This is a genomic window from Pseudomonas sp. AK181, assembly GCF_051122975.1.
GTDB classification, from domain to species: domain Bacteria; phylum Pseudomonadota; class Gammaproteobacteria; order Pseudomonadales; family Pseudomonadaceae; genus Aquipseudomonas; species Aquipseudomonas lactis.
The window spans coordinates 3196321-3220619 of the sequence record NZ_CP146348.1 but is presented as its reverse complement, the minus strand read 5'-3'; the positions used below and the strand labels follow the sequence as shown (position 1 = coordinate 3220619).

28 protein-coding genes are annotated in these 24299 nt (G+C 60.0%); 6 read left to right on the top strand and 22 right to left on the bottom strand.

What is annotated here, in order from left to right; all coding sequences use genetic code 11:
* Positions 1–50: 50 nt before the first annotated feature.
* The 10 genes from V8689_RS14785 to V8689_RS14740 form a co-directional block, all read right to left on the bottom strand.
* The gene (locus tag V8689_RS14785; protein WP_056783314.1) at positions 51–1685 is read right to left on the bottom strand and encodes an ABC-F family ATP-binding cassette domain-containing protein; all 1635 of its coding nucleotides are present in this window, start codon (positions 1683–1685) and stop codon (positions 51–53) included.
* Positions 1686–1809: 124 nt separating this feature from the next.
* Complete coding sequence (locus V8689_RS14780) at positions 1810–2859, bottom strand: DNA topoisomerase IB (RefSeq protein ID WP_056783312.1); 1050 nt, start codon at positions 2857–2859, stop codon at positions 1810–1812.
* A 74-nt stretch (positions 2860–2933) separates the two neighbouring features.
* Positions 2934–4013: a molybdenum ABC transporter ATP-binding protein gene (gene modC, locus V8689_RS14775; protein ID WP_056783310.1), complete on the bottom strand. Its 1080-nt coding sequence runs from the start codon at positions 4011–4013 to the stop codon at positions 2934–2936.
* A 5-nt stretch (positions 4014–4018) separates the two neighbouring features.
* Positions 4019–4699 (bottom strand): molybdate ABC transporter permease subunit, encoded by a 681-nt coding sequence (modB, locus tag V8689_RS14770; RefSeq protein WP_044273925.1) that lies wholly within the window; start codon positions 4697–4699, stop codon positions 4019–4021.
* The gene (gene modA, locus V8689_RS14765; RefSeq protein WP_056783308.1) at positions 4700–5452 is read right to left on the bottom strand and encodes a molybdate ABC transporter substrate-binding protein; all 753 of its coding nucleotides are present in this window, start codon (positions 5450–5452) and stop codon (positions 4700–4702) included. It abuts the gene before it with no gap.
* Between the two features lie 112 nt (positions 5453–5564).
* The gene (locus V8689_RS14760) at positions 5565–6629 is read right to left on the bottom strand and encodes an NAD(P)H-dependent flavin oxidoreductase (RefSeq protein WP_056783306.1); all 1065 of its coding nucleotides are present in this window, start codon (positions 6627–6629) and stop codon (positions 5565–5567) included.
* 71 nt (positions 6630–6700) lie between these two features.
* Entirely contained in the window at positions 6701–7774 is a 1074-nt protein-coding gene (gene ada / locus V8689_RS14755; RefSeq protein ID WP_056783305.1) for a bifunctional DNA-binding transcriptional regulator/O6-methylguanine-DNA methyltransferase Ada, read from the bottom strand.
* A gap of 75 nt (positions 7775–7849) precedes the next feature.
* Positions 7850–8515 carry a DNA oxidative demethylase AlkB gene (gene alkB / locus V8689_RS14750; RefSeq protein ID WP_056783303.1) on the bottom strand — a complete coding sequence of 222 codons (666 nt, stop codon included), beginning with the start codon at positions 8513–8515 and terminating at the stop codon, positions 7850–7852.
* A gap of 3 nt (positions 8516–8518) precedes the next feature.
* Positions 8519–8686, bottom strand: a complete 168-nt coding sequence (locus V8689_RS14745; protein WP_177342989.1) for a hypothetical protein — start codon at positions 8684–8686, stop codon at positions 8519–8521.
* Between the two features lie 26 nt (positions 8687–8712).
* On the bottom strand, positions 8713–9015 hold the full coding sequence (locus V8689_RS14740; protein ID WP_003191319.1) for a DUF1883 domain-containing protein: 303 nt from the start codon (positions 9013–9015) through the stop codon (positions 8713–8715).
* A 212-nt stretch (positions 9016–9227) separates the two neighbouring features.
* Between V8689_RS14740 and V8689_RS14735 the strand changes: the two genes are divergently transcribed.
* A complete protein-coding gene (locus tag V8689_RS14735; protein ID WP_003191317.1) occupies positions 9228–9578 on the top strand; it encodes a hypothetical protein in 351 nt (116 codons plus the stop codon).
* Positions 9579–9722: 144 nt separating this feature from the next.
* A complete protein-coding gene (locus V8689_RS14730; protein WP_056783301.1) occupies positions 9723–9953 on the top strand; it encodes a hypothetical protein in 231 nt (76 codons plus the stop codon).
* A gap of 5 nt (positions 9954–9958) precedes the next feature.
* Here V8689_RS14730 and V8689_RS14725 read toward each other — a convergent pair whose 3' ends face one another.
* The 11 genes from V8689_RS14725 to V8689_RS14675 all read right to left on the bottom strand — a co-directional run bounded on the left by V8689_RS14725 (position 9959) and on the right by V8689_RS14675 (position 18782).
* On the bottom strand, positions 9959–10240 hold the full coding sequence (locus V8689_RS14725; protein WP_032897198.1) for a hypothetical protein: 282 nt from the start codon (positions 10238–10240) through the stop codon (positions 9959–9961).
* A 141-nt stretch (positions 10241–10381) separates the two neighbouring features.
* Positions 10382–11350 (bottom strand): fimbrial protein, encoded by a 969-nt coding sequence (locus V8689_RS14720; RefSeq protein WP_056783299.1) that lies wholly within the window; start codon positions 11348–11350, stop codon positions 10382–10384.
* Between the two features lie 95 nt (positions 11351–11445).
* Entirely contained in the window at positions 11446–11970 is a 525-nt protein-coding gene (locus V8689_RS14715) for a fimbrial protein (protein ID WP_056783297.1), read from the bottom strand.
* Between the two features lie 11 nt (positions 11971–11981).
* Positions 11982–12461: a fimbrial protein gene (locus V8689_RS14710; protein ID WP_056783295.1), complete on the bottom strand. Its 480-nt coding sequence runs from the start codon at positions 12459–12461 to the stop codon at positions 11982–11984.
* A gap of 13 nt (positions 12462–12474) precedes the next feature.
* Positions 12475–12969, bottom strand: a complete 495-nt coding sequence (locus tag V8689_RS14705; RefSeq protein ID WP_056783293.1) for a fimbrial protein — start codon at positions 12967–12969, stop codon at positions 12475–12477.
* A gap of 10 nt (positions 12970–12979) precedes the next feature.
* Positions 12980–13552, bottom strand: a complete 573-nt coding sequence (locus V8689_RS14700) for a fimbrial protein (RefSeq protein ID WP_056783292.1) — start codon at positions 13550–13552, stop codon at positions 12980–12982.
* Positions 13553–13572: 20 nt separating this feature from the next.
* On the bottom strand, positions 13573–14334 hold the full coding sequence (locus tag V8689_RS14695) for a fimbria/pilus periplasmic chaperone (RefSeq protein WP_056783290.1): 762 nt from the start codon (positions 14332–14334) through the stop codon (positions 13573–13575).
* The gene (locus V8689_RS14690) at positions 14331–16943 is read right to left on the bottom strand and encodes an outer membrane usher protein (protein WP_081089382.1); all 2613 of its coding nucleotides are present in this window, start codon (positions 16941–16943) and stop codon (positions 14331–14333) included. Before V8689_RS14690 ends, V8689_RS14695 begins: the two co-directional genes overlap by 4 nt.
* Before the next feature lie 19 nt (positions 16944–16962).
* Positions 16963–17523, bottom strand: a complete 561-nt coding sequence (locus tag V8689_RS14685) for a fimbrial protein (RefSeq protein WP_056783288.1) — start codon at positions 17521–17523, stop codon at positions 16963–16965.
* Between the two features lie 51 nt (positions 17524–17574).
* Entirely contained in the window at positions 17575–18096 is a 522-nt protein-coding gene (locus V8689_RS14680; protein WP_056783286.1) for a fimbrial protein, read from the bottom strand.
* Positions 18097–18596: 500 nt separating this feature from the next.
* Positions 18597–18782: a hypothetical protein gene (locus V8689_RS14675; protein WP_003191311.1), complete on the bottom strand. Its 186-nt coding sequence runs from the start codon at positions 18780–18782 to the stop codon at positions 18597–18599.
* Positions 18783–19092: 310 nt separating this feature from the next.
* Here V8689_RS14675 and galU point away from each other — a divergent pair, with 310 nt between their 5' ends.
* Together galU and gorA are read left to right on the top strand one after the other, a co-directional pair.
* Positions 19093–19932 carry a UTP--glucose-1-phosphate uridylyltransferase GalU gene (galU, locus tag V8689_RS14670; protein WP_003173830.1) on the top strand — a complete coding sequence of 280 codons (840 nt, stop codon included), beginning with the start codon at positions 19093–19095 and terminating at the stop codon, positions 19930–19932.
* A 105-nt stretch (positions 19933–20037) separates the two neighbouring features.
* Positions 20038–21396, top strand: a complete 1359-nt coding sequence (gene gorA / locus V8689_RS14665) for a glutathione-disulfide reductase (RefSeq protein ID WP_056783284.1) — start codon at positions 20038–20040, stop codon at positions 21394–21396.
* Here the strand turns inward: gorA and V8689_RS14660 are convergent, their stop codons facing one another.
* Positions 21397–22404 (bottom strand): DNA-binding protein, encoded by a 1008-nt coding sequence (locus V8689_RS14660; RefSeq protein ID WP_056783282.1) that lies wholly within the window; start codon positions 22402–22404, stop codon positions 21397–21399.
* Between the two features lie 169 nt (positions 22405–22573).
* Here V8689_RS14660 and V8689_RS14655 point away from each other — a divergent pair, with 169 nt between their 5' ends.
* The gene (locus V8689_RS14655) at positions 22574–23506 is read left to right on the top strand and encodes a site-specific integrase (RefSeq protein ID WP_056783280.1); all 933 of its coding nucleotides are present in this window, start codon (positions 22574–22576) and stop codon (positions 23504–23506) included.
* A gap of 133 nt (positions 23507–23639) precedes the next feature.
* Positions 23640–24203 carry an alkyl hydroperoxide reductase subunit C gene (ahpC, locus tag V8689_RS14650; RefSeq protein ID WP_003191303.1) on the top strand — a complete coding sequence of 188 codons (564 nt, stop codon included), beginning with the start codon at positions 23640–23642 and terminating at the stop codon, positions 24201–24203.
* Positions 24204–24299: the final 96 nt, after the last annotated feature.

Below are 24299 nucleotides of genomic sequence, written 5' to 3'. Positions count from 1 at the left end.
AGATTATCCGGCCACTACCGTAGGACCCTTTGCCTGTCCGCGCAATGACCTCAGACACGCTCCAGTTGCCAGCCGGTGGCGTGCCACGTCAGATGGTGAGTCGGCTCGATCGCCTGCAAGAATGCCTCGTCATGGGACACGGCCAGCAGTGCGCCGGTAAAGCCCTTCAAGGCCTGCTCAAACGCCAGCACCGACTCCAGGTCCAAGTGATTGGTGGGCTCATCCAACAGGAGCAACTGCGCCGGTGTTTCACGCCACAAGGCTACCGCCATCGCGGCTTTCAAGCGCTCGCCGCCGCTGAGGTGCCCTGCCGGCTGCGTAACCCGCAGCGCGTCCAATTGCAACAACGCCAGGCGTGTGCGCAGTTCGGCTTCGGCCAATGGCGTATCGAGCAAGTTGAGTTGTTCGACCAGGCTGCGTCGGTCGTCCAGCAGCGCCAGGTGCTGATCGATATAGGCGCTGGGCAACGCGACGTTGCACTCGCCACTGACCGCCCGCCATTGGCCGGCGAGCAGTTTGAGCAAGGTCGATTTGCCGCAACCGTTCGGCCCACGTACGGCAACGCGAGCCGGGCCTGTGAGGTTGAGCGTCAGGTAGCTGGCGGGTGGTTGGGGATCAAGCCAGGGTAATTGCGCCTGTTCCAGCACCAGCACCTGGCGGCCATTCGGGACGGTTGAGCCTGGTAATGCGAGCAGTGTGGGCGTCTCATCCACCACGCGCTCGTAAGCTTGGCGCACTTGGACTTCGAGTTGGTTTTTGTGATCGTAATGGGCACTGCGTACCGTGCTGACAATCTCCTTGGCTGCGCTTTTCCAGCGGGCCCTGGTAAAACGGTCGACGTTGGCGGTCTCGGCCTGTTTACGTGCGCGTGCGGCGTGGCGCTGCAGGTCGTCGTGATCTTTTTGCAGGCGCCGACGTTCGCGGCTGCGGGCCAGACGCGCCTGTTCCCACGCGGCAATCGCGGCCTGCTGGTGAGTATCGCGTTGTTGGCGATAGGTATCGTAGTTGCCGCCATAAGCCTGAATGCCCAGGGGCGACAGCTCAATGATGCGACCCATGACGTTGAGCAACTGTCGATCATGGCTGACCACCACCAGGCCGCCGCGCCAATCGCGCAACACACGCAACAGCCAATCGCGCCCGGCAGCATCAAGGTGGTTGCTGGGTTCGTCCAGAATCAGCAACTGCGGCGCCGCCAACAACGCCCCGATCAGCGCGACCCTGGCAAGTTGGCCGCCGCTGAGTTGATCGGCCGGGGTACTGGCGCTGAGGGTTGGCAAACCCGCTGTATCCAGCGCGTGACGCAGCCGTTCGGCGAGGTCCCAGCGATCGTCAATCAGCTCCAGGTCACCCAGGCGTGCATCGCCCTGGGCCATTCGCTCAAGGGCAGCCAAGGCCGCGGCAGTTGCGGTGATATCGGCGATGCTTTGCCCTGGTTGAACGGCGATGGCCTGGGGCACATAGGCAACATTGGCGGGTTTTTTCAGGGTGCCGGAGGAGGGCAGCAGCACGCCGGCCATCAACTTCGCCAGGATACTTTTGCCCCGTCCATTGCGCCCGACGATACCGGTAGGCGTTTGGTCAATGGACAGGTTTACGTCCGCCAGCAAGGTTTCGCCATTGGCGAACTGGAAAGACAGGTGTTGCAGGGAAACAAGCGCGGGCAGCCGTTTGACGTCAGTCATCAGCACCTCCAAAAAAATGTCGAACAGGCCAACAAGCGCGCCAGGCGGCTCGTTGCAGATACATTTTGGAAGGCTTAGTTGTTCACGTCGGCGGTCATCCCGTGAGTCAGAAGGGAGGCAGAGCCTAACCCACGTTAACTTTGTGCGGCAAGTCTTCGGCGAGTTTTTCCAGAAACATCGCCAGCGCGACCTCCTCAGCTTTCAGGCCTTTGCGCACCCGCGGCTTGGGCAACGTCGACAATTGGCCGAGGCTGAAATGCTCGAGCACCGCCGGGTGGATATAGCACTTGCGGCACACCGCCGGCGTGTTGCCCAACTGCCGGGCGACATCCTTGACCATCGCCACCACATGCCGCTTGGCGTCGGATTCGGGCTGCCACGCCAACTCGCGCAACACCGCCAGCGCCATCGCCGTGCCGGCCCAGGTGCGGTAGTCCTTGGCGGTAAAATCTTCGCCGGTCAGGCGGTGCAGGTAGTCATTGACGTCCTGGGAGCTGACGGTATGACGCTCACCGTCTTCGTCCAGGTACTGGAACAGGTTTTGCCCCGGCAATTCCATGCAGCGCTTGACCACCCGGGCCAGGCGCCGATCCTTGACGCTGACTTGGTGCTCCACGCCACTCTTGCCACGAAACTGGAACTGGATCTCGCTGCCCTTGATGTCCACATGGCGGTTGCGCAGGGTGGTCAGGCCGTAGGATTTGTTTTCGCGGGCATATTGGGTATTGCCGACGCGGATCAGCGTGGCGTCCAGCAACATCACCACCGTTGCCAATACCTTTTCGCGGGTAAACCCCGGCTCGGCGATTTGTGCTTCGAGCTGTTTGCGCAATTTGGGCAAGGCGGCGCCAAAGGCCTGCAAGCGCGCATATTTGTCGCTGTCGCGCACTTCGCGCCAGCGTGGGTGGTAACGGTACTGCTTGCGGCCACGGGCGTCGCGGCCGGTGGCTTGCAGGTGGCCGCGAGGGTCGGCGCAGATCCACACATCGGTGTAGGCGGGTGGCACCGCCAGCGCATTCAGGCGTTTGATTTCATCCGCGTCGGTAATGCGCTCGCCCTTGGCGTTCAGATACTGGAACGTGCCCCGCACTTTTTTACGGCGGATGCCGGGCTGGGTGTCATCCACATAATGCAGGTCGCGGGGCAGGTCGGCGGGTAGCGAAGAGTCAGGCATGGGGCGGGTTCCTTGGCAACAAATCAGGCCGGTATGTCTGATTGACCGCAGCGCCCTGCGGTCGTGCCAAATGCTTAAGCCAGTACCGCCACCGCCTTGATTTGCGCCCACAGCGTCTGGCCCGGATGCAGTTGCAACTGGTCGCGGGAGAAGCGCGTGATGCGCGCCAGTAACGGCGTGCCGCCGGCGTCCAGGCGCACCAGCACATGGGCGCTGTTGTCCGCGCCGATGGTTTGAGTGACGGTCACCGGCAAGCGGTTGAGGATGCTGCTGTGTTCTTCGGCCAGCAGGCTCAGGCTCACATCCCGCGCCTGGACCTTGACCCTCAGCGGTTTGCCCACCGCCAGCGGGGCATGGGCCACGCGCATCTGCAACGGGCAATCGGGCAGTTGCAGGGTGAGCAACTGATAGTGCGCATCGTAGGCAACGACGCTGCCGGCGATCACCACGCCGGCATCGTCGCCCAGCGCCAGGGGCAGGTCGAGGCGCGCCAGGGTTTCGCCGATAGGGCCGCTGGCCAGGGCTTTGCCGTCGCTGAGCAAGACGATATGGTCAGCCAGCCGCGCCACTTCGTCCTGGGCGTGGCTGACGTAGAGCACCGGGATATCCAGCTCGTCGTGCAGGCGTTCCAGGTAAGGCAATATCTCGCTTTTGCGCTGGCTGTCCAGGGCCGCCAGCGGTTCATCCATCAATAGCAGCCTGGGGCTGGTGAGCAAGGCACGGGCGATGCCGATGCGCTGGCGCTCGCCGCCAGACAAGTGTTGCGGGTGGCGCTCAAGCAAGTGCCCGATGCCCAACAGTTCGGTGGCCTGGGCCATGTCCACGCGCCGCTGCGGGCGTGGAATACGCTTGAGGCCGAACTCCAGATTGGCGCGCACCGACAGGTGCGGAAACAGGCTCGCCTCCTGGAACACATAGCCCAGGGCGCGTTTATGCGGCGGCACAAACAGCCCTTTGCGACTGTCTTGCCACACCTCATCGTTGATTTGCACAAAGCCGTGTTCGGCGCGTTCTAAACCTGCGATGCAGCGCAGGCAGGTGGTCTTGCCGGAGCCGGAATGCCCGTACAGCGCGCTCACGCCACGGCCGGGCAATTGCAGGTCCACATCCAATGCAAAGGCGGAGTAGTTCAGGTGCAGGCGTATATCCATCATTGCAATCAGCTCCAGCCCATCTTGGTTTTACGGCTGGAATAGAGCGCCAGCAACACGAGAAAGGCGAACACCACCATGGCCCCGGCCAGCCAATGGGCCTGGGCATATTCCATGGCTTCGACGTGGTCGTAGATCTGCACCGAGACGACACGGGTCTTGTCCGGGATATTGCCGCCGATCATCAGCACCACGCCGAACTCACCGACGGTATGGGCAAAGCCCAGGATCGAGGCGGTGATAAACCCAGGGCGTGCCAGCGGCAGGATCACCGTGAAAAACGTGTCCCACGGGTTGGCGCGCAAGGTCGCGGCCACTTCCAGCGGGCGCGTGCCGATGGCCGAAAACGCGTTCTGCAGCGGCTGCACCACAAAGGGCATGGAGTAGATCACCGAGCCAATCACCAGCCCGGCGAAACTGAAGGTGAGGGTGCCCAGGCCCAGCCACTGGGTGAACTGGCCGACGTAACCGTTGGGCCCCATGGCCAACAACAAGTAGAAGCCGATGACCGTTGGCGGCAACACCAACGGCAGTGCGACCACTGCGCCGATGGGGCCGCGCCACTTGGAGTGGGTGCGCGACAGCCACAGGGCAATCGGTGTGCCGATGATCAACAGGATCAGGGTGGTCAGTGCGGCCAGCTTGATGGTCAACCAGATCGCAGAAAAATCAGCACTCGACAGGGGCATTTACAGCTCGTAACCGTAGGATTTGATAACGGCAGCTGCTTTCGGGCTTTTGAGGTAGTCCACCAGGGCCTTGGCGGCGGCGCTGTCCTTGCCCTTGTTGAGAATCACGGCGTCCTGTTTGATCGGGTCATGCAGGGCGGCCGGGACAATCCACGCCGAACCGCCGGTGACTTTGCCGTCCTTGTAGATCTGCGAGAGGGCGACAAAGCCTAGCTCGGCGTTGCCGGTGGAAACAAACTGATAAGCCTGGGTGATGTTCTGGCCCTCGACGAGCTTGTCCTTGACCTTGTCAGTCAAGCCTTCTCTGGCCAGCACCTGGGTGGCAGCCAAGCCGTAGGGTGCAGCCTTGGGATTGGCGATGGACAAATGCTTGAACTCATTTTTCTTCAGCACCTCGCCCTTGGCATCCACATAGCCCTCTTTGGCCGACCACAGCGCCAGGGTGCCGACCGCGTAGGTAAAGCGTGAGCCCTTGACGGTAGCGCCTTCGCTTTCGAGTTTTTGTGGGGTGGTGTCATCGGCGCTGAGGAACACTTCAAACGGCGCGCCATTTTTGATCTGGGTGTAGAACTGCCCGGTAGCACCGTAAGCCGCGACCAGTTTATGGCCGGTGTCTTTCTCGAAGTCGGCGGCAATCGCCTGGATCGGGGCGGTGAAGTTGGCGGCCACGGCCACCTGCACTTCATCGGCATGGGCCGTACCCAAGGCAAAGGCGGCAAGCAGGGGGGCCAGGCGTGAAACGCGGGTCATCATGAGGCAACTCCTTGAAGGTGTACGGCAGGGTGTAGGAAAGAGGGCTTACCGCTATGTATGGGAATATATAGCGGTTGGTCATTGCCGGTACAGTGCCAAGTTGCTGCTCAGATCAGTCGCGGGTGAATCTGGCTATCGTGTGCTCGGCTAATTGGCGTGTCAGGTCATAGGTGGACAGGTCTTTTCCCAGCCTCAGGGCCTGGCCTGCCCACAGGTTGCTGAAACCGGCTTCATCCTTGGCCTTGAGCGGCATCAATGCGCCTCCGGCTTTGGGGAACGCCGGGGCCGCCGGGTGGATGGCGCCGAGTTCACGCATCACGCGGTTGACGATGCCCCGCGCCGGGCGGCCGGTAAACAGGTTGGTCAGCGCGGTTTCGCTGGCCTGGGCATGGCGCAGCGCGTGGTGATGGGAAGCGCTTACCGTGGCTTCGGGCGTGAACAGGTAGGCTGTGCCGATCTGCACCGCCGAAGCGCCGAGGGCAAAGGCGGCGACGATGCCACGCGCATCGCCGATTCCGCCGGCGGCAATCACCGGCACGTTGACCGCGTCGACAATCTGTGGCAACAGCGCCATCAAGCCGATCTGGCTGTTGAGGTCATCGCTGAGGAACAGGCCGCGATGCCCACCGGCTTCGATGCCCATGGCGATAATCGCGTCACAGCCGTGCTGTTCCAGCCACACGGCTTCCTCGACGGTGGTGGCCGATGACAGCACCTTGGCACCGGTGGCTTTTACTCGGTCCAGTAAGGATTTGTCTGGCAAGCCAAAGTGAAAGCTCACCACTTCTGGCCGAAACTCTTCCACCACCTGGCAAGCTGCGTCATTGAACGGCGCGCGGTTGGACACCGGGGTTGGCGCATCGAAGTCGGCGCCCAGTTCGTGGTAGTAGGGTTGCAGCAAGGCCTTCCAAGCCTGGTCCCGCGCTTCATTGGCATCGGGCGGTTGATGGCAGAAGAAGTTGACGTTGAGCGGCGCGTTGCTGGCCTGGCGAATGAGGGCCAAGGCGTCGCGCAGTTGCTCCAGGCTCAAGGCTGCGGCGGGCATGGAGCCCAGGGCGCCGGCTTGCTGGGCGGCGATGACCATGGCGGTGGTGGTGGCGCCAGCCATCGGCGCCTGGATGATCGGCACCTCAATGCCCAACAGGTCAAGAATGCGGGTGTCTGGCCAGGTGCTCATGGGGTGCTTCTCCAGCGTTAGTAGGGCTTTTCGCTGTTTTAGCAGGGCAATCGGCGCCCGGCCAGTCTGTTTTATTCACTGGACGGAAGCGGCATTTTGTGTGGCTGGGTTTCGCGCTCAAGTAACTGGCGCTTGCGCTCCACGCCCCAACGGTAGCCCGACAGCTCACCATTACTGCGCACCACGCGATGACAGGGAATCGCCACCGCCAAGTGGTTGGCACCACAGGCCTGGGCCACGGCGCGAAAGGAGGAGGGCGCACCGATGCGCTCGGCAATCTGCGCATAGCTGGCGGTGCTGCCCGCAGGGATTTCCCGCAACGCCTGCCACACCCGTTCCTGAAAGGCCGTGCCGCGTAGGTCCAGGGGCAAGTCCAGGCCTAGGGCAGGAGCCTCGACAAAGCCGACGACATGGGCGACCAGTTGTTCGAAACCCTGATCCGCGCCGATCAACTCAGCCTTGGGAAACAGGTCTTGCAGGTCGCGCACCAGTTTGTCCGGATCATCGCCCAGTAAAATCGCACACACACCACGTTGGCTTTGCGCCACCAGAATCGCGCCCAGCGAGCACTGGCCAACGGCAAAGCGGATGGAGTTATTGGCGCCGCCGCCTTTGTAGTCTCGCGGTTTCATGCCGAGCACTTGGTCGGCGGCTTCATAAAAACGGCTATTGGAGTTGAAGCCCGCGTCGTACAGGGTGTCTGTCACCGAATGCTGGCCCTTGAGGCCGTCGCGCACTCTGCGCGAACGCAGGGCGCTGGCGTAACCCTTGGGGGTCAACCCGGTATTGGCTTTGAATACGCGGTGAAAGTGAAACGGACTCAACCCGGCGCATCGGGCAAGCATGTCCAGGCTAGGCGGGGTTTCGGCCTGTTCGATTTGCCGGCAGGCCTCGGCCACTAACTGTCCATGGTGTGCGGCCAATTGGGTCTGGTCGCCAGCAGCGCGTTTACTCGGGCGATAACCGGCGGCCTCGGCCTGCGCCGGCGTGTCAAAGAACTCGACATTTTCCGGGCGCGGTAAGCGCGAGGCGCTGCTGGGACGGCAATAAATACCCGTGGTTTTCACGCCATAGACAAATAGCGCGTCAGCCTTGGCATCACGGGCAATAATGGCAGCCCAGCGCGGATCGTGTTCGTTGTTCATGGCCTGCACTCTTGACGGTTCAGGAGCAGATTAAGCCTGCCGCTCGCGCCCGACACTCCGAAGCTTGCGGTCAAATTAGCCAGCGGTGCGAAAGGTCAGGTTGATGCGCTGCGGGCCCATGATCGGATGCACGCCGTCCTTGATTGGCATCACGCCATGAAAGCGCAAGCGATCAACGCCGCCCCACACCACCACATCACCATGAAACAGCGAGACCTTTTGGGTTTTGTCACTGCGCGCATGGCCACCGAACAGGAAAATCGCTGGCAGCCCCAGGGACACCGAGACCACGGGCGCGCTGTAGCTGCGCTCGTTCTTGTCCTGGTGCAGGGACATTTTCGCCCCCGGTACGTAACGGTTGATCAGGCAGGCATCGGGTTGAAAACCGCTGAAACCGGCCTCGGTAGCCGCTGCCACCGCCAGCTGGCGCAATGTGTCGGGCATGACGGGCCAGGGTTGCTGGCTGCGCGGGTCGAGTGGGCTGTAGCGATAGCCACGGGCGTCGGTGGTCCAGCCCAGCTCGCCGCAACTGCTCAGCGCCGCCGACATGGTAAAGCCGCCGGGGGTGACCATCTGCCGAAACGGTGATTGGGCCAGGACACGTCGTAGTTCAGGCAATAACCGCTCGATCCAGGGCAGGGCATAGCCCCTCAGCACATAGGATTCTTCGCCAATTTGCTCGCGCCCGGCAGGCTGTTGCAGGGCATCATCGGCAAACAAATCGGCGGTAGGGCCCGGCATGGCTTACAGCGCCTTGCTCACATTGATGTCGGTGATTTCGTCGCTGGCATCATGAATTTTTGCCAAGGCTTGCTTGGCTTCGTCGACGCTGTTGCTGTGCAACTGGGCAAATTCAAAGCGGCGCTCGCCGTTGAGCTTGTACTTGATGACGTATTTGGTTGGGGTGGTCACAGCTTTTTTCCTGTCAGGTGTTCGGGTCAGCTCAGCTTGCTGCTGGTGCGACGAACGATGCGGATCTTGTGGGACAACGCTGGCTTGCGGGTCACGCTGATGGCGCGACGGGTCACCACATCCAGGGTGATGTTCCAGAAGCCGGTGCTCGGCGCGGTGATCTTGGCCGGGAATTTATCAAATGCGCCGCCGTGGTAGGTATGGCGGCCACCATTTTTGAAACTGCGAAAATTCGCATCGCTCATCAGGCGAATATTGCAGGTCTGCGAGCATTCGATAACGACAATGTCTCCCTCGTTGAGGTGCTCACGCTGGTGGATGAATTTCATGGGGTGTCTCCAGAAGGGCTTTTTCTGAAAAATCAGAACGATACGTAGGTTAAGATGGAGTTTATCAGCCCCAGCGCGTTTATTATCGGGCCGTCGTCGACGACTTCGACAATTTAAAACAGTTATTTACCGAGTTATCACAGATAAATCCTACGTTGGTGGGAGAAAATTACCATCCCCGCTGTCGTAGGGTCTTTATCGGAGGTTTTTGTATGAAGTGGAGTGTGTTGGTGCTGGCCTTGGCGATAGGTGGGTGTGCTTCGGTTGCAGATATCAAGCAGACCCCGCCAACATTGGTGGTCATCTCAGGGAAGAAGCCGCAGGAATATGCGGCGTGTGTGGTGCGCAAATTGGAGGCGACCCGTCGGCCGCCCCAGATCGAGCCTCATAAAGACGGCATTCAGGTGATCGTGCCGCAGAAATTCTCGGCAGACCCTTCGGCAATCTTTGAAATCGAAGACCGCTCCAGCGGTAGCAGCATCAAGCTTTATGAAAGCATGTCCAATGTGCCCATCCGCCCGGGCGACGTGAAGAAGGCAGGGGAAGAGTGCATTTCCGGTTGAGCCACAGGCCCACCCCGTAAACCCGATAAAAAAGCCATCACCCTGCAGGGACGGCCTGCATCCGTTAAACTGTCGGGCATTCACTACAAAGATGCCGCTCAAACCCTGGGTTTGAGCGGCATTTGTTTTTCTGGAAAGCCCGTTATGAAACGAGAACACGTCAAAGCCCGCCATGCCGAAGGGCAGATTTCGGCCACCCATGTCATCCAGAACCCCGCCGACTTGGGCGAGTGGATCGTATTTTTCAAGAAGAGCGGCGGGCGCAGCTACTTCCTGGTGGACGAGCAGGATGAGGTCGAGTCATTCGCGCGCCTGGATGACCTGATCGACATCCTGCGTGGCTTGGGGATCAAGTTCGCCGAAGTGCATCTGTAGCAGCGTTACTTGCAGACCACCACCACGCTGCGGCCTTTGAAGTTGCCCACGTCCTGGCCCAGGGTCTTGTCGCTTTCCTTGAGCGCCGGCGTGCCATTGGTGCCGACGATGCGGTAACCGGTGCCCGCGCAGGATGCGTCCGCTTTCTCGTAGCAACTGGCCCATGAATTGGCCTCGCCCGAGCAGTCGATGGTCAAGCCTTGTTCGCCATTTTTCAGCAAGGTGTCGGAAGCGGTGGTGCAGCCGGCGAGTGCCAGTACTGCGGTCAGTGCCAGGATTTTGTTCATAAGGGATCTTCGTCGAGAGGAAATAGAGGGCGCTGACACTGTCGTGGGGCGTTGGCGGCGATTATAGCGAACTGCCATCGGGTGTGCAGTGGCAGGTTACCCGTACTGCGTTTGCACACCCTATAAGTCAGCCAGTAATAGTCATGGCACGCCCATTACCAGCACGCCACTTCCGCTGATCGCTCCGGCAGCAGGGAAGTCGCCCGCTCGTCGTACGAGCGAAAAGGTCACATCATCGCCTCCCATGCTGTTGGTGATGCGGGTGCGGAATGAACCGTTGACCTTCACCGCTGAGCCCGCACGCACGAGGGCGGTGCCCACGTTCGGGTTGCTCATCACCAATAGCCTGTCGTCGAACGACGTCGAAATGCCTTTGTAGGTGATGGTGATGTCGGTGTTGATCCCACCATTGGGGCATGAATAGGTGAGCCTGCGGTTGGCGCGCACCGAGGTGGTAAGGGGGTCGGTGCCGATGGCCCGCTGTTGCACATTGCCGAAGTTGATCTCGATGGGGTTGTTATTGTTGATGGTGCAGGTCGACGGCGAGATGCCGAAGTTGTTGGCGGCTTTGTACGTGAGGACGAGGCGCGTGCTTCCAAAGCTGTAATTATTCGTCTGGTGCAGATTCAGCGCGCCCAGAATGTCACCTATTACCACGCTGATCGGGTTGCTGGGGTCGTTGCGCAGCAGGATATAGGGGGTTACATAGATGGGATACGCCACAAAGTTGTTAGGCATGGTCGCGATCCGGATGTTAAACGGCACCGGGGTGTTATAAAACGCGCCGTTTATGCGTAGGCCGGTGCCCTGATTGTTGAATTTCGGCCCGGGTACCCAGGGGTTCCCGGCTTGTGCAGAGGTCCCCCAAAAGTCTATGCGCGTAGGGTGAGCATGGGAGGGCGTAAATCGGCATTCCAGCCATGCGCCTTCGAGAAGGATACGAGTGCTGTCCGAACCGAGGCTAACGTTGACGGGGACCTCCAGGTTCAGGATCCCGCCGTCGCCGACGTATTTCCATGCACCGCCATTAATGCGGCAATCCGCTGCTCGCACGGTCGTAGTCACACTCAGCAGGACGAGAAGCACTATCGCTCCATAGAGTCGTTTCATTTTGATCTCTCATTGCTCCTCTATCCGGATGTCACTGTGGGTGACCATCCGGAAGAGAGTTAAGGTTTGCCCAAGCCGTTCAAGCCCAACAACGGCTACGGATAGTCCAACGTAAAAGTCGAGGTCACCCTGTACGCGCCTCGGCCGATGGTCTGGTCGCTGATGGCCTGCGGCTCGCCCTGCACAAAGGCTTTCAGCGCGATCACATTGCTGCCATCTATCAATACCTGCGCATCGCTGGGCGAATTCAGCGGCAGTGGCTTGTTGCTCGGCGTCTCTATGCCCACCCCGATGCCTGAGGCGCCACTGCCGCCATCCAGTGCGAGCATGCCGGGCAACGCGGTGTTTTCCCTGCCGCCAAAGGTGATGCTGACCGTGGCGCCAATGGTGGTGTCGCAGTTCTCCAGGTGCAGGTTGAAATCCTTGCCCTGTGAGCGGGTGTTGAGATAAAGGTGCTTGCTGGTAACGTCCCAGAGCTCCAGGGTGACGGCCTCGTCGCCCGGTCGCAGGGTGCAGGCCTCCTGGACCAGGTTGCCCTTGAAACTCAGGTTGTCCGCTGCTTTGGTGTCGGCGGCCAGGCTCAAGGCCAATACCAGCGCTGCACGGTGTGTATGTCCCATTGATTCGACTCCTACTGGTATTCGGCCAACAGCGTGGCCACCGCGTTAAACCTTGCGGGCGCCAGGGTTGCGCCGGGCTGTTTGACCGGCACTACTTCCAATACGGGTGGCGATGACAGGCTGATATCCAGTGGCGTATTGAGTGAAAAAGGCAGGTTGTTCTGGAAAACCCGGATGCCCAGCGCCGGCACACTCGTCTGTACCGCCGCGCCGTCAAACGTGGTTGCCGTGCCGTTGACACTCAATTTCAACGCCCATGGCAGCGTGTCGGTGCCGCAGTTGATGGTGTAGCCCACGCCTTTTCGGTACTGCACACCGTCGACGCGCTTGATCCCGACATCGCCAAAATCCACCTCGATGGTGTTGCCCGCATCGATGGTGCAAGGGGGAGGCTCATTCAGTGTGCCGCTGAACGTCAGGTTGGCCGATGCAGCGCTGCACAGGCCCATGGAGCACAAGGCGAGCAACGCTCGCTGCGGCCAACAGATCATTGGTCATTCCTCTTCATTGATAATCGACCACGAGGGTGGCGGCCGCATCGAATGCGCCTCCCGTCAGCGTGCTGCCCGGGCGTTTGACGGGTACCGCCTGCACCACCGGCACGTTGGGGTAGGTGAAGTTCACCGCCGTGTTCAGTGGCCAATCGGCGCCATTGACGAACAGCTTTACCCCAAGATCCGGCTTGCGGGTGACCAGCACGCGGCTGTCGAATGCGGCACCGGTGCCCCGAAGTTCCAGGGTCAGCGCGTTGCTGAAAGGGGCGCTGCAGGTGACGGTGTACGGCACGCCACGGCGGTAATTGACCCCGTCGACTCGCGAGGTCAGCAGGTCGTTGCCAAAAGGCACGTCGAGCGTACTGCCGCTGTTGATGACACACGGCGGCGGCGCGATGATCACCGCGCGGATGGTCAGATTGGTCTCGGCCTGCGCCCCCAGGCTGAGCGCCCAGAGCAAGCCGCTGCCCATTAACACGGCCCAGGGGCCGTATGACTTAGCCATGGTTCTGCCCTTACTCATAATTGAGCCTGAAATCCACCACGGCCCGGAACGCCCCGCTGGTCAATGGCGCAGCGGTGCGCGTGGGCCGAACGTTCCAGGTCTTGGTATTACCGCCCAGGGGCAAGAACAGCGGTTCGCCGCGTTGGCCCAGTTGTACGTCCCGCCCCAGGGCGTCGGTCAACTGCAGCCCCAGGCCGGTGATGCCTTGCACTTTGACCAGGCGCGAATCGTCGTCATCGGCAGGCGCGAGGAACGCCACCGACAGCACCGGTTGAAAGGCGCTCCACGTCAGGTTGCCGGTGCGTTCACTGCGGATACTGCCGGCGGTGCGGTTGCACTCGGTAAAGCGCAACTGAAAAGCCACCTGGTTGGCCTGGTCGCCAGGCCGGCGTAACTGGCTGGTGGAGACGTCGCCCAGTTCAATGGTCTGATGCAGTGAGGTCATTTCCAGGCTGCACGGGGTTTCGTGCATGGACCCGGAAATATTCAGCACGCCATTCATGCCCTCGATATCCTCGGCCTGCGCGCTCCCTCCAAAGGCCAGTAACAGGCCGCCCAATGCCTTTATGTAATGAAACTTCATGGCTGACTCCAGCGGCAGGCTTACTGTTTGGGCGGTGCTGCTTGCAGGTTGACCTTGCACGTCTCGCCGCTGCAGGTGAAGGCCAGCAGCGGACGGCCGCCGTAATCATTGACGTAGGCCAAGTGAGGGGTAGGGCCTAGGGCCTTGGCGGTGGGGCCGAGGATCAACGTACCTTTGGGCGGCACCATCACCGGCTCGAAACCGGCCACGGTCTTGCCCTCCTTGGTGCTGCGCGCATCCACCAGGGTCACGTAGTAGGGCGTCGGGTTATTCACCCGGTAATGCTCGCCTTGCCGGGTCAGGGTCAGTTTTTCCTGCCAGGGGTTGGACAGGTCTTGCTGGCTGGGCGTAATGGCTTGAGGCCGGTAGAACAATTTGATCCGGGTTTGCAGCGCGATTTGCAGGGTGTTGGCCTTGTCAGTACGCGGCGGAATTTCCCGCAGGTTGAAGTAGTAGACCGTCTCTCGGTCCTGGGGCAACGACTTGGCCGCCGGCAGGGCCTGGACTTTTACCTGGCTCTGTTTGCCCGGCTCCAGGCGCTGCACCGGGGGCAGCACGATCAAGGGCGTGGTGAGTTTCTGGCCCTCTTCATTCTCGATCCAGCCCTGGGCCAGGTAGGGCAATTGGGTATTGTTATTGGTGATGTTCACGCTGGTGGCGTCCTTGCCGCCGTCGAAAATCACGCGGGTACGGTCCAGGCCGATCGCGGCGTTGGCACTGTGGCTCAAGGCGAGCGTCAGCAGGGTGAGGGTCGAGAGGGTGACGCGTTTGCACAGGGTCATGAGGATGTGGTCTCCGTAGCGGTGGGCTTGCCGGTCAGCTCTGCCGGCGCGGACAAGGGTTGGTCGGTGGCTGCGATTCGGCAGTCCAGTTGCAGGGCGTTGCTCAGGCCGTCAGTAGGCAAGACATCCGGAAGGGTGAGGGTGCAGCGCTCGTTCCCGCCCCAACTGACGACCATCTGTTCGCCGGCTTGAATGCCGCTGAGGTAGACATTGCCGCCGTCATTCACGATGCCGGTGTCCTGCTGCTTGGCGTTCTGGACCGTCGCACCGAAGGGCGGCGAGCTGCCATCGGGCAGCCGCAGCACCGCCATGGCTTTTTCACCGGCAATCACGTCCAGAGCGCGATAACCAATGGCGCCTTCGGTAAGGGTCAGTTGGGTGACAGATTGAGTGGCTTCGACATTGCTCGGCAGGCTCTCCAGATCGACGCTGGCCGCCGTACGCTGGTAGCTGCTCAGATCGGCAATGACGGCTTTACCAAAGGCGTTGCTGCGGGTCGGCGAGCCGTAACCACGCACCGGCACGTCAGGCACGCCGCCGGTATCCACCATCAAACGGGTACCGCCCATGCTGTTGGTGCGATGCAGGGCTGCGCCGTGAGACGTGAGCGTGCCACCGCCGCGGGCTGACAGGCTGAGGCTGGTGCGACTGTCTTGTTGCCGGCTGGCGGCGAGCGTCAGGTCTGCTTGATCACCCATGTGGCTCAGATAGCCGCTGGCCGAATTATCGCTGGCGGTCAGTTGGTAGCTGTTGCGCTCGTCGAGGCGATCGCTGTAGCGCGTGGAAAAGCCGTTTTTGCCTGCGGCCCGGTTGGCGTCCAGCGACAGCGTGCCGCTGCGTCCCAACGGCAGGCTGACCGTCAGCGCCATGCCGTTATCCTTGTAGTTGTAATCCAGCGTGCGATAAACATTGAGTGACAAACTCATGTTTTTGACGGTGCCCACATTGAAGTAGCGGGACACCGACAAGTTCCAGCGCTGGGTAGCTGGCCGCGACCAGTAAGTTTGTTTGTTATAACTGGCGTAGACCGTGGCGCCCAAGTCGCGAAATTGTTTGTTAACAGTCGCTGTATACAGCGCTTTGCTGCCACCAATAGGTTTGAATTCACCGGCATATTGACCGAATTCGTCGTATTGTCCGCGGCCCGCCAGTTCGCCGTTCCTGCCGTAATGACGAGCGTCGAGGTATTCACTCATGCTCAAGAAGTTCTTGTCGGAGAACCGATAACCGGCGAAGGTGACCTGGCTGTCGTATTGTTCAAAGTTCTTTGAATATTGCAGGCGGTAGGATTTACCCGAGAGCGTTTGATTCCACACCTCAGCCCGGGACTGGGTGATATCCAGGGATAACGCGCCCAATGCCAACAGGTCGCGGCCTGCGCCGATAGTGGCGGCCCGGTAGTTGTTGTCGGTGATGGCGCCGCCGAACAACGACCAGCCGTTGCTCACACCCCAGGAGAACTCCCCAGTGCCGAAAAAGTTACCGTCAGCGCCATATTGAAGGTCCGAAGGCCGCCCGCTCGCCAGCTTGTATCGAACTTGCCCAGGGCGCGTCAGGTAGGGGACGCCTGCGGTGTTGAGCTTGAAGGTCTGTACCGAACCGTCTTGCTCCTCTACCCGCACATCCAGCGTACCGGTGACAGCGTCATTGAGGTCCTGGATGCGAAAGGGGCCAGCGGCCACCAGGGTTTCATACAACACGCGCCCTTGCTGGCTGACGACCACCCTGGCGTTGGTCTTGGCCAACCCCACCACTTCAGGGGCGTAACCGCGCAAGTTGGGCGGCAACTGGCTTTCGTCCGACGTCAACGCGGCACCGGTAAAGCGGAAACTGTCGAACAGGTCCGAATACAGGTAGTTTTCGCCAACCACCAGCCGCGCCTTCAGTGAAGGAATGGCGCGGTAAGCGTAATAGCGACTCCACTCCAGCTTCTGTTCCCCGGCGGAACGGTCCCTTGCGCTGTCGACGCGACCTTGCCAGTCGGCCCTCAGGCGCCAGGCTCCGGCATTGGCCCCCAGCGTTCCGTTGCCACTGAGGTGGTTGCGGGTGCGCTCGTTTTTCTGGGCGTTGGACTGCGCCGTCAGGTTGTAGTCGATCAACAGTCCCGGTACGCCTTCATCCCAGCGTGCAGGCGGATCCCAGTTGAGGGCGCTGTACTCAAGGTAGGCGTGGGGCAGGTTGATGCTCAATGTTGAGGTGGCCAGGTCTGCAGTCACCTCGGCACCTGGCAAGCCTTGAAGGTCCAGGCACTCGTCGCCTTTCCACCCTGTGAGCCTGGCTGCTTCGATCGCCTTCAGGCCCAGTTGCGCCACGAGCTCTGCGGACAAGCAGGCCTGGCTACCCTTCGGGTCATCATCGGGGGGATAAAACGCCACCGACTGCTCGGAAAGCGCCTGGCCATTGAGCTGCACAAGCATCGTGTAGGTGCCGGGCAGAATGAAACCGCTGCGCGAAAACCGCGACAAATCGATATTGGTGCGATCATTCAGGTCAAGAACGTCGGTATTGAATTCGATATCCCCGGCACCCAAGGCTGTGCCTGCCAGTGACATCAGCCCGCCAACCAGCGTGGGGCGCAGCGTATGTTTGATCTTCGACGCATTCAGCATGAAAGCAACCCATCAATGTTCAAAAGTATTCCAACTTGAACCGCACGGCGACGCGGTGAGCGCCCGGCGCCAAGGGCAGCCCGTTACCTACCAGCCGCAACGTGTAGTGAAGTGTCATGTCGCCTTCGGCCAAGGGGTGCGGCGCCATCGGCTCGCCCGGCACGCTCTCCTGGCCGGCCGAATCCCAGATGTGAAAGGCAACGCCCTGTGAATCGCCGAAGGCAGCAAAAGAGCGACCGTCCCGGTCGCGCGGGCCGTCGAACGTGACCCGCAAATGCTCCCAGTCGGGTAGCGTTGCACCCGGGCGTGAAGGGTCTGGGCGCGTCAATGAGCAGTTGACCAGGCGCAAGTCAAAGGGGTGTGGTTCGCCCAGCGCATTGCGCAAGAGCCGGCCAATGGGCTCGGCGGGCATCTCGATGGTTTGATCGGCACTGGTTAGTTCCAACCCGCACGCGGAGTCAACGACCCTGCCACCGAGCGTGATGACACCTTCACCTTGCGCAGGCTCCTGCGCGAACACCCAAGGGCTGATGGCCACCGCCAATGACGAGCTCATCGCCAGACTTATGAGTTTTTTCACCGTTATCTCCCACCCGTTCCCCCCGCCACCCTGAAGTGGCGGGGGGGCTACTTACTGATAAGCCAAGGTGAAATTGGTGACCGCGCTGAAGTCACCCGGCACGATGTCGCCGGTCGCCGCGCCTTGAACAAAGGCGCCGAATTCCAGCGTGTTGTCACCGGTGGAAATGGCCTGGGGAGTGGTTGCCACACCCAGTTGGATAGGGCTGCCGCCGTGGGTCATCATGATGCCGACGCGGCCTGCGGTGCCGACGGTGCCGATGGCCCCAGGCACGTCGGTCGAAGGGGCTGCGGTGAAGGTCGTGGTCACGGTGTTATCGGTCAGGTCCGTCAGGTCGCAACCTTCCAGCTCAATAAGCACACGGCGAGCTTCGGACTTACCGCCTGCCTGCAATTGATGCTTGGCGATGGCGCCCAGGTGAATGGTCTGATCTACCGATTCAGGCTTGATGGAGCAGGCACCTGAGTGGACCGATCCCAGAAAGGTAACTGTTCCATCTGCCGCCTGAGCGCCGGACATGGAACCCGCGAACAGGCCGATGGTTAACAGTGCAGTTTTGAACGTAGTTTTCATTTGCAGATGCCCACATAAAAATGTCATGGAAGAGCCCCGCCACCTGTTGGCGTGGGGCTGACGTTTCACCTCAAGAGTGGCCGGCAGCAAACTCGGCTGATCGTCAGTCGAGTACCAGTCAGAAGTTAAAACTTTCCAACTAGTTGTATTGCCATTGGGGCGCACGTTTGAGGCGGAAGCGATTGTGTGATGGCGGCTTTAAAAAGTAAGTCGTCACATTCGCTTATTGGTGTGGGCAGGCAGTATCACGACTTATAGGAAGAATATGGCACTTTGCCAAAACTTTTATTTTGGCTGTAAGAAATGAACTACATGCTGCTAAATGAGAATAATTTAGTTGGGGTTATGGCTGTAAGAATGAGATGACATACCGTGAAAATCAATAGACATTAATAGCGCGAAACAACTAGCCGGGCTTCGGGCGGTGGCGGTGATGAGGCCTGGGCAACAGCCACAAAAAAGCCCCGCTTAACGGGGCTTTCAAAGCAGTGCAACCAGGCTTACTTGGTTTTCGGCCGCTTGCTCGATGCATGGCCGGCTTCATCCACAAACACCTCGGCGACGGCAATCGCCATGCTTTCGGTCTCGAATACACCGGCAACGCTGTCGCCGTGAAAATTGATCAAGTGCCAGCCGTCTGCTCGCTTCGTGATCAGGTAGCCGTTTACACCTTTGGGTTCTGACATCTGTTGGCAATCTCGTGGTCTTGGTTCAAGGCGCTCATGATAGCGCCAAATGCCGGGGCAGGGCGCAAGTTGTTGCGGGCCAGTGCCTGAGGGGCAAAAGCGTGCTAAAACCATTGCAGCCCTTTTAAACAAGGGGCCAAGTCGGGTTCTGACTGACCGCTGGTGACACCCTTTGCAGGATCAGCGGAACTTACGCCGACATTTTTTCTCTATGATGACATCGCAACGCCAGCAGGACCCATTGTAAGGTGACTGCGGCCTGATTAGACTGCGCCGAATTCCGTACGCACAGCCCTTTGTAAGGACTCATATGATCAAGAAATGCTTGTTCCCAGCAGCCGGTTACGGCACTCGCTTCTTGCCAGCGACCAAAGCCATGCCCAAAGAAATGCTGCCAGTGGTGAACAAGCCACTGATTCAGTACGGTGTGGAAGAGGCTCTGGATGCCGGTTTGAACGAGATCTCCATCGTCACGGGTCGTGGTAAGCGCGCGCTGGAAGACCACTTCGACATCAGCTATGAGCTGGAAAACCAGATCAAAGGCACCGACAAGGAAAAATATCTGGTCGGTATCCGTAAATTGCTCGACGAGTGCTCGTTCTCCTACACCCGTCAGACTCAAATGAAAGGCCTCGGCCACGCCATCCTTACCGGCCGCCCGCTGATCGGTGACGAACCGTTCGCCGTGGTCCTGGCGGATGACTTGTGCGTCAACCTGGAAGGCGACGGTGTGCTGACCCAGATGGTCAAGCTCTACCAGAAATACCGTTGCACCATCGTTGCCGTGATGGAAGTCAACCCAACCGAAACCAATAAGTACGGTGTTATCGCCGGTGACGATATTGGCGATGGCCTGATCCGCGTACGCGACATGGTCGAGAAGCCAGCGCCGGAAGATGCACCGTCGAACCTGGCGATCATCGGTCGTTACATCCTTACCCCGGACATCTTCAAACTGATCGAAGAGACCGAGCCAGGCAAGGGCGGCGAGATCCAGATCACCGACGCTCTGCTCAAGCAAGCCAAAGACGGTTGCGTGATTGCCTACAAGTTCAAGGGCCAACGTTTCGACTGCGGCGGTGCTGAGGGCTACATCGAAGCGACCAACTTCTGCTACGAGCATTTTTACAAGACGGGCAAGGCTTACTGATTCACGCTTGCCGGTACGTTTTAAGCGAAAGCCACCTTCGGGTGGCTTTTTCGTTTTTCAGCCCCATGTAAGTCGGTATGCTGGTGTCCTGCCGAGGAGAGTGAAATGGCCTACGATTTTGACCTGTATGTAATTGGCGCCGGTTCCGGCGGTGTTCGCGCGGCGCGCTTTGCCGCTGGCTTTGGCGCCAAGGTGGCCGTGGCGGAGAGCCGCTACCTGGGTGGTACCTGTGTGAACGTCGGCTGTGTACCAAAGAAGCTGTTGGTGTACGGCGCGCATTTTGCCGAAGATTTTGAGCAGGCCAGTGGCTTTGGCTGGTCCCTGGGCGAGGCGAACTTTGATTGGGCGACCTTGATCGCCAACAAGGATCGCGAGATCAACCGCCTCAACGGCATCTATCGTAACCTGTTGGTCAACAGTGGCGTGACCCTGCATGAAGGGCATGCACGCCTGGTCGATGCCCATCAGGTGGAGATTAACGGTGAGCGCTTCACTGCCAAGCACATCCTGATCGCCACCGGCGGCTGGCCGCAGATCCCTGAGATTCCAGGGCGCGAGCACGCCATTGGTTCCAACGAGGCATTCTTCCTCAAAGAGCTACCCAAGCGCGTGCTGGTGGTGGGTGGTGGCTATATCGCCGTTGAGTTCGCCGGCATCTTCCACGGCTTGGGTGCACACACTTCATTGCTGTATCGCGGCGACTTGTTCTTGCGCGGCTTTGACGGTTCGGTGCGCAAACATCTGCAAGAAGAGCTGACCAAGCGCGGCCTGGACTTGCAGTTCAATGCCGACATCGAACGCATCGATAAGCAAGCCGATGGCAGCCTCAAAGCCACGTTGAAGGATGGCCGCGTGCTGGAGGCCGATTGCGTGTTCTACGCCACCGGCCGCCGCCCAATGCTGGATAACCTGGGCCTGGAAAACACCGGGGTCAAACTGGACGAACGCGGTTTCGTCGCGGTGGATGATCTCTACCAGACTGCTGAGCCGTCGATCCTGGCAATTGGCGATGTGATTGGTCGTGTGCAGCTGACGCCGGTGGCCCTGGCTGAAGGCATGGCCGTGGCGCGGCGGTTGTTCAAGCCCGAGCAATACCGCGCGGTGGATTACGCCAATATCGCGACGGCGGTGTTCAGCCTGCCGAATATCGGCACAGTCGGTCTCACAGAAGAAGATGCACGCAAGAACGGCCACAACGTGCAGATCTTTGAAAGCCGTTTCCGGCCGATGAAGCTGACCCTCACCGATTGCCAGGAAAAGACCCTGATGAAGCTGGTGGTCGACGCCGACACCGACAAAGTGCTGGGTTGCCACATGGTCGGCCCGGATGCGGGTGAAATCGTGCAAGGGCTGGCGATCGCGCTCAAGGCGGGCGCGACCAAGCAGCATTTCGATGAAACCATCGGCGTGCATCCTACGGCGGCGGAAGAATTCGTCACCATGCGCACGCCTGTGGCGGATTGATCAGCTTGGCTCTGCTGCCTCTGGCGCCGTTGCAACGACGGCCGCCAAGCGCAGGGCTTCGATGCTTGCCTGGGCCTTGACCAGGTCCAGCTCAAGCGCTTTGTTGTGCTGCTGGTGTTCCAGCAGTGCTGCCTGGCGTGATTGGCTGTCCTGCACGGCCACGCGCAGGCGTTCCTGGAGCAGGGTGCGTTCGCTGTCGATCTGGCTGAGCTGCTCCTTGAGTTTCAGCTGTAGAGCCTGGTCCTGACGAGTTTGCTCCTGCAGCGCATTCAATTCCTTGGCGGTCACTCGCTGCTCACTCAGCAGACGCTCGTTATCGCGATGCAGCTGGGTGATTTCATCCTGGCGCACCAGCGCGCTTTGCTGTGCCTGGCGCAATTCGGCCTGAACCTGCTGTAACTGGCCTTCATGGCGACGCTGTTCCTGCTCGCGCTGCTCCTTGATGGCGTTGCGGTAATGCTCAAGCGCATCGCGGGCGTGCAGGTGTTTTTCTTCCAGTGAGCGAATCTGCTCGTCCTTGTCCTTGAGCCTCAGCTCGTAGTCGCTGCACGCCTGGCTCAGCCCGGCGTTACGGGTCTGCTCGGTCTGCAGGCTGGTACTGGCGGTTTGCAGCGCCGCGCTTTCTTCGGCGAGGGCTGCGGCCTGGATATCAAATTGCTGTTTGAGCTGGGTCTGCGCCTCTTCCAGGGTTTCTACTTGGGCGAGCAGGGCGGCTTTGTGTTGCTCGAATTGCGCCAGGGCCAGGTCGATCGGTTCTTGGGCCTTCTCTTTCAGGCGTTGCGCCAGGCGTGCGACCAGTTCGCCAAGCTCATCGTCAATTGGCGCCTGGGTGATGGTTTGTCGTGATTCGCTTTCGTCCAGCTCTTTCAAGTAGCGATGAATCGTGGTTTTCGAGCCGGTATTACCCATTTCGATACGCACTGCATCGATGCTGGGGTTTTCGCCACGGGCGAGGATCGCCAGGCGTGCCGTCTGCACTACTGCTTTGTTTATGCCGCCGCGAGCCATGGGGTCTCCGTCGATTTAGTAATGTGGTACATAGTATGTAGATACGTACCATATCATGATTAAAAACTCGTTTAAATTCATGATTTAACAGATGGGATATTGGCGTATTATCCCGTGTTATCTGTGTTTTCCTCCGCCATCCACCTGTCAGCAGTACGAAAAGACGCCTATGAGCGACCTGGACCGATATCTCAACGCCGCCACCCGTGACAACACGCGCCGCAGCTACCGCGCGGCCATCGAGCATTTCGAAGTCAGTTGGGGAGGGTTCCTGCCGGCCACCAGTGACAGCGTGGCGCGTTACCTGGTGGCGCATGCCGGAGTGTTGGCGGTCAATACCTTGAAGCTGCGGCTCTCGGCATTGGCGCAATGGCATACCAGCCAAGGGTTTGCCGACCCGACGAAGGCGCCGGTGGTGCGCAAGGTGCTCAAGGGCATCCGCGCCGTGCACCCGGCGCGGGAGCGGCAGGCCGAGCCTTTGCAGCTCTCGCACTTGGAGCAAGTAATCGCTGCCCTGGACGTTGAAGCCAAACAGGCCAGCGAGCATCACGATCAGCCGCGCTTGCTGCGGGCCAAGCGCGATGCTGCGCTGATTCTGCTGGGCTTCTGGCGCGGGTTTCGCAGTGATGAGCTGTGCCGATTAAGCATTGAGCATGTGCAAGCCGTGCCGGGCGCTGGCATCAGCCTGTACTTGCCGCGCAGCAAAAGTGATCGCGACAACCTCGGCAAGACCTACCAGGCCCCGGCGTTGCTGCGGCTGTGCCCGGTGCAGGCTTATAGCGAGTGGCTCAGCGCCTCGGCCTTGGTGCGCGGCCCGGTGTTTCGCGGCATTGACCGCTGGGGCAACCTGGGCCAGGAGGGCTTGCACCCCAACAGCGTGATCCCGTTATTGCGCCAGGCCCTTGAGCACGCAGGCATCCCCGCCGAGCAATACACCAGCCACTCCCTGCGCCGGGGCTTTGCCACTTGGGCGCATCGCAGTGGCTGGGATTTGAAGTCGCTGATGAGTTACGTCGGCTGGAACGACATGAAATCCGCGATGCGCTATGTTGAAGCGACGCCGTTTCTGGGCATGACTCTGGCAACCCAACCGCTGATTTGAGATTTCTTCTATTAATACCGTTACCTGATAGAGAAAGCCAATCGTCAGCATCAGGTTTGCCAATGAGCCATCGACCGAAAGAGCCGGTAGGATTCATCTCATCAACTTCTTAACCCCTGACGGAGAGTCAACGATGCCTATCATCAACAGCCAAGTAAAACCGTTTAAAGCCACCGCTTTCAAAAACGGCAGCTTCGTCGATGTGACCGACGCTGACCTGAAAGGCAAGTGGTCGGTTGTATTCTTCTACCCAGCCGACTTCACCTTCGTTTGCCCAACCGAACTGGAAGACCTGGCTGACAACTACGCCGAATTCCAGAAGCTGGGCGTCGAAATCTACAGCGTTTCCACCGACACCCACTTTGCCCACGCTGCCTGGCACAACACTTCGCCAGCCATTGGCAAAATCCAGTACACCATGATCGGCGACCCAACCCTGACCATCTCCCGCAACTTCGACGTGCTGATCGAAGAAGCTGGCCTGGCAGACCGCGGCACCTTCGTGATCAACCCAGAAGGTCAGATCAAGATCGTTGAGCTGAACGACGGTGGTGTAGGCCGTGACGCTTCCGAGCTGCTGCGCAAGATCAAGGCCGCTCAGTACGTTGCTGCCCACCCTGGTGAAGTCTGCCCAGCCAAGTGGAAAGAAGGCGAGGCCACTCTGGCGCCGTCTCTGGACCTGGTCGGCAAGATCTAAGTCTGTGAACGCGTATCAAGGGCGGGTATCCGCACTTAAGTAAGCTGCATCCGCCCTCAAAACGCCCGGGCGAGATTCGCTCGGGCGTTTTTTTGT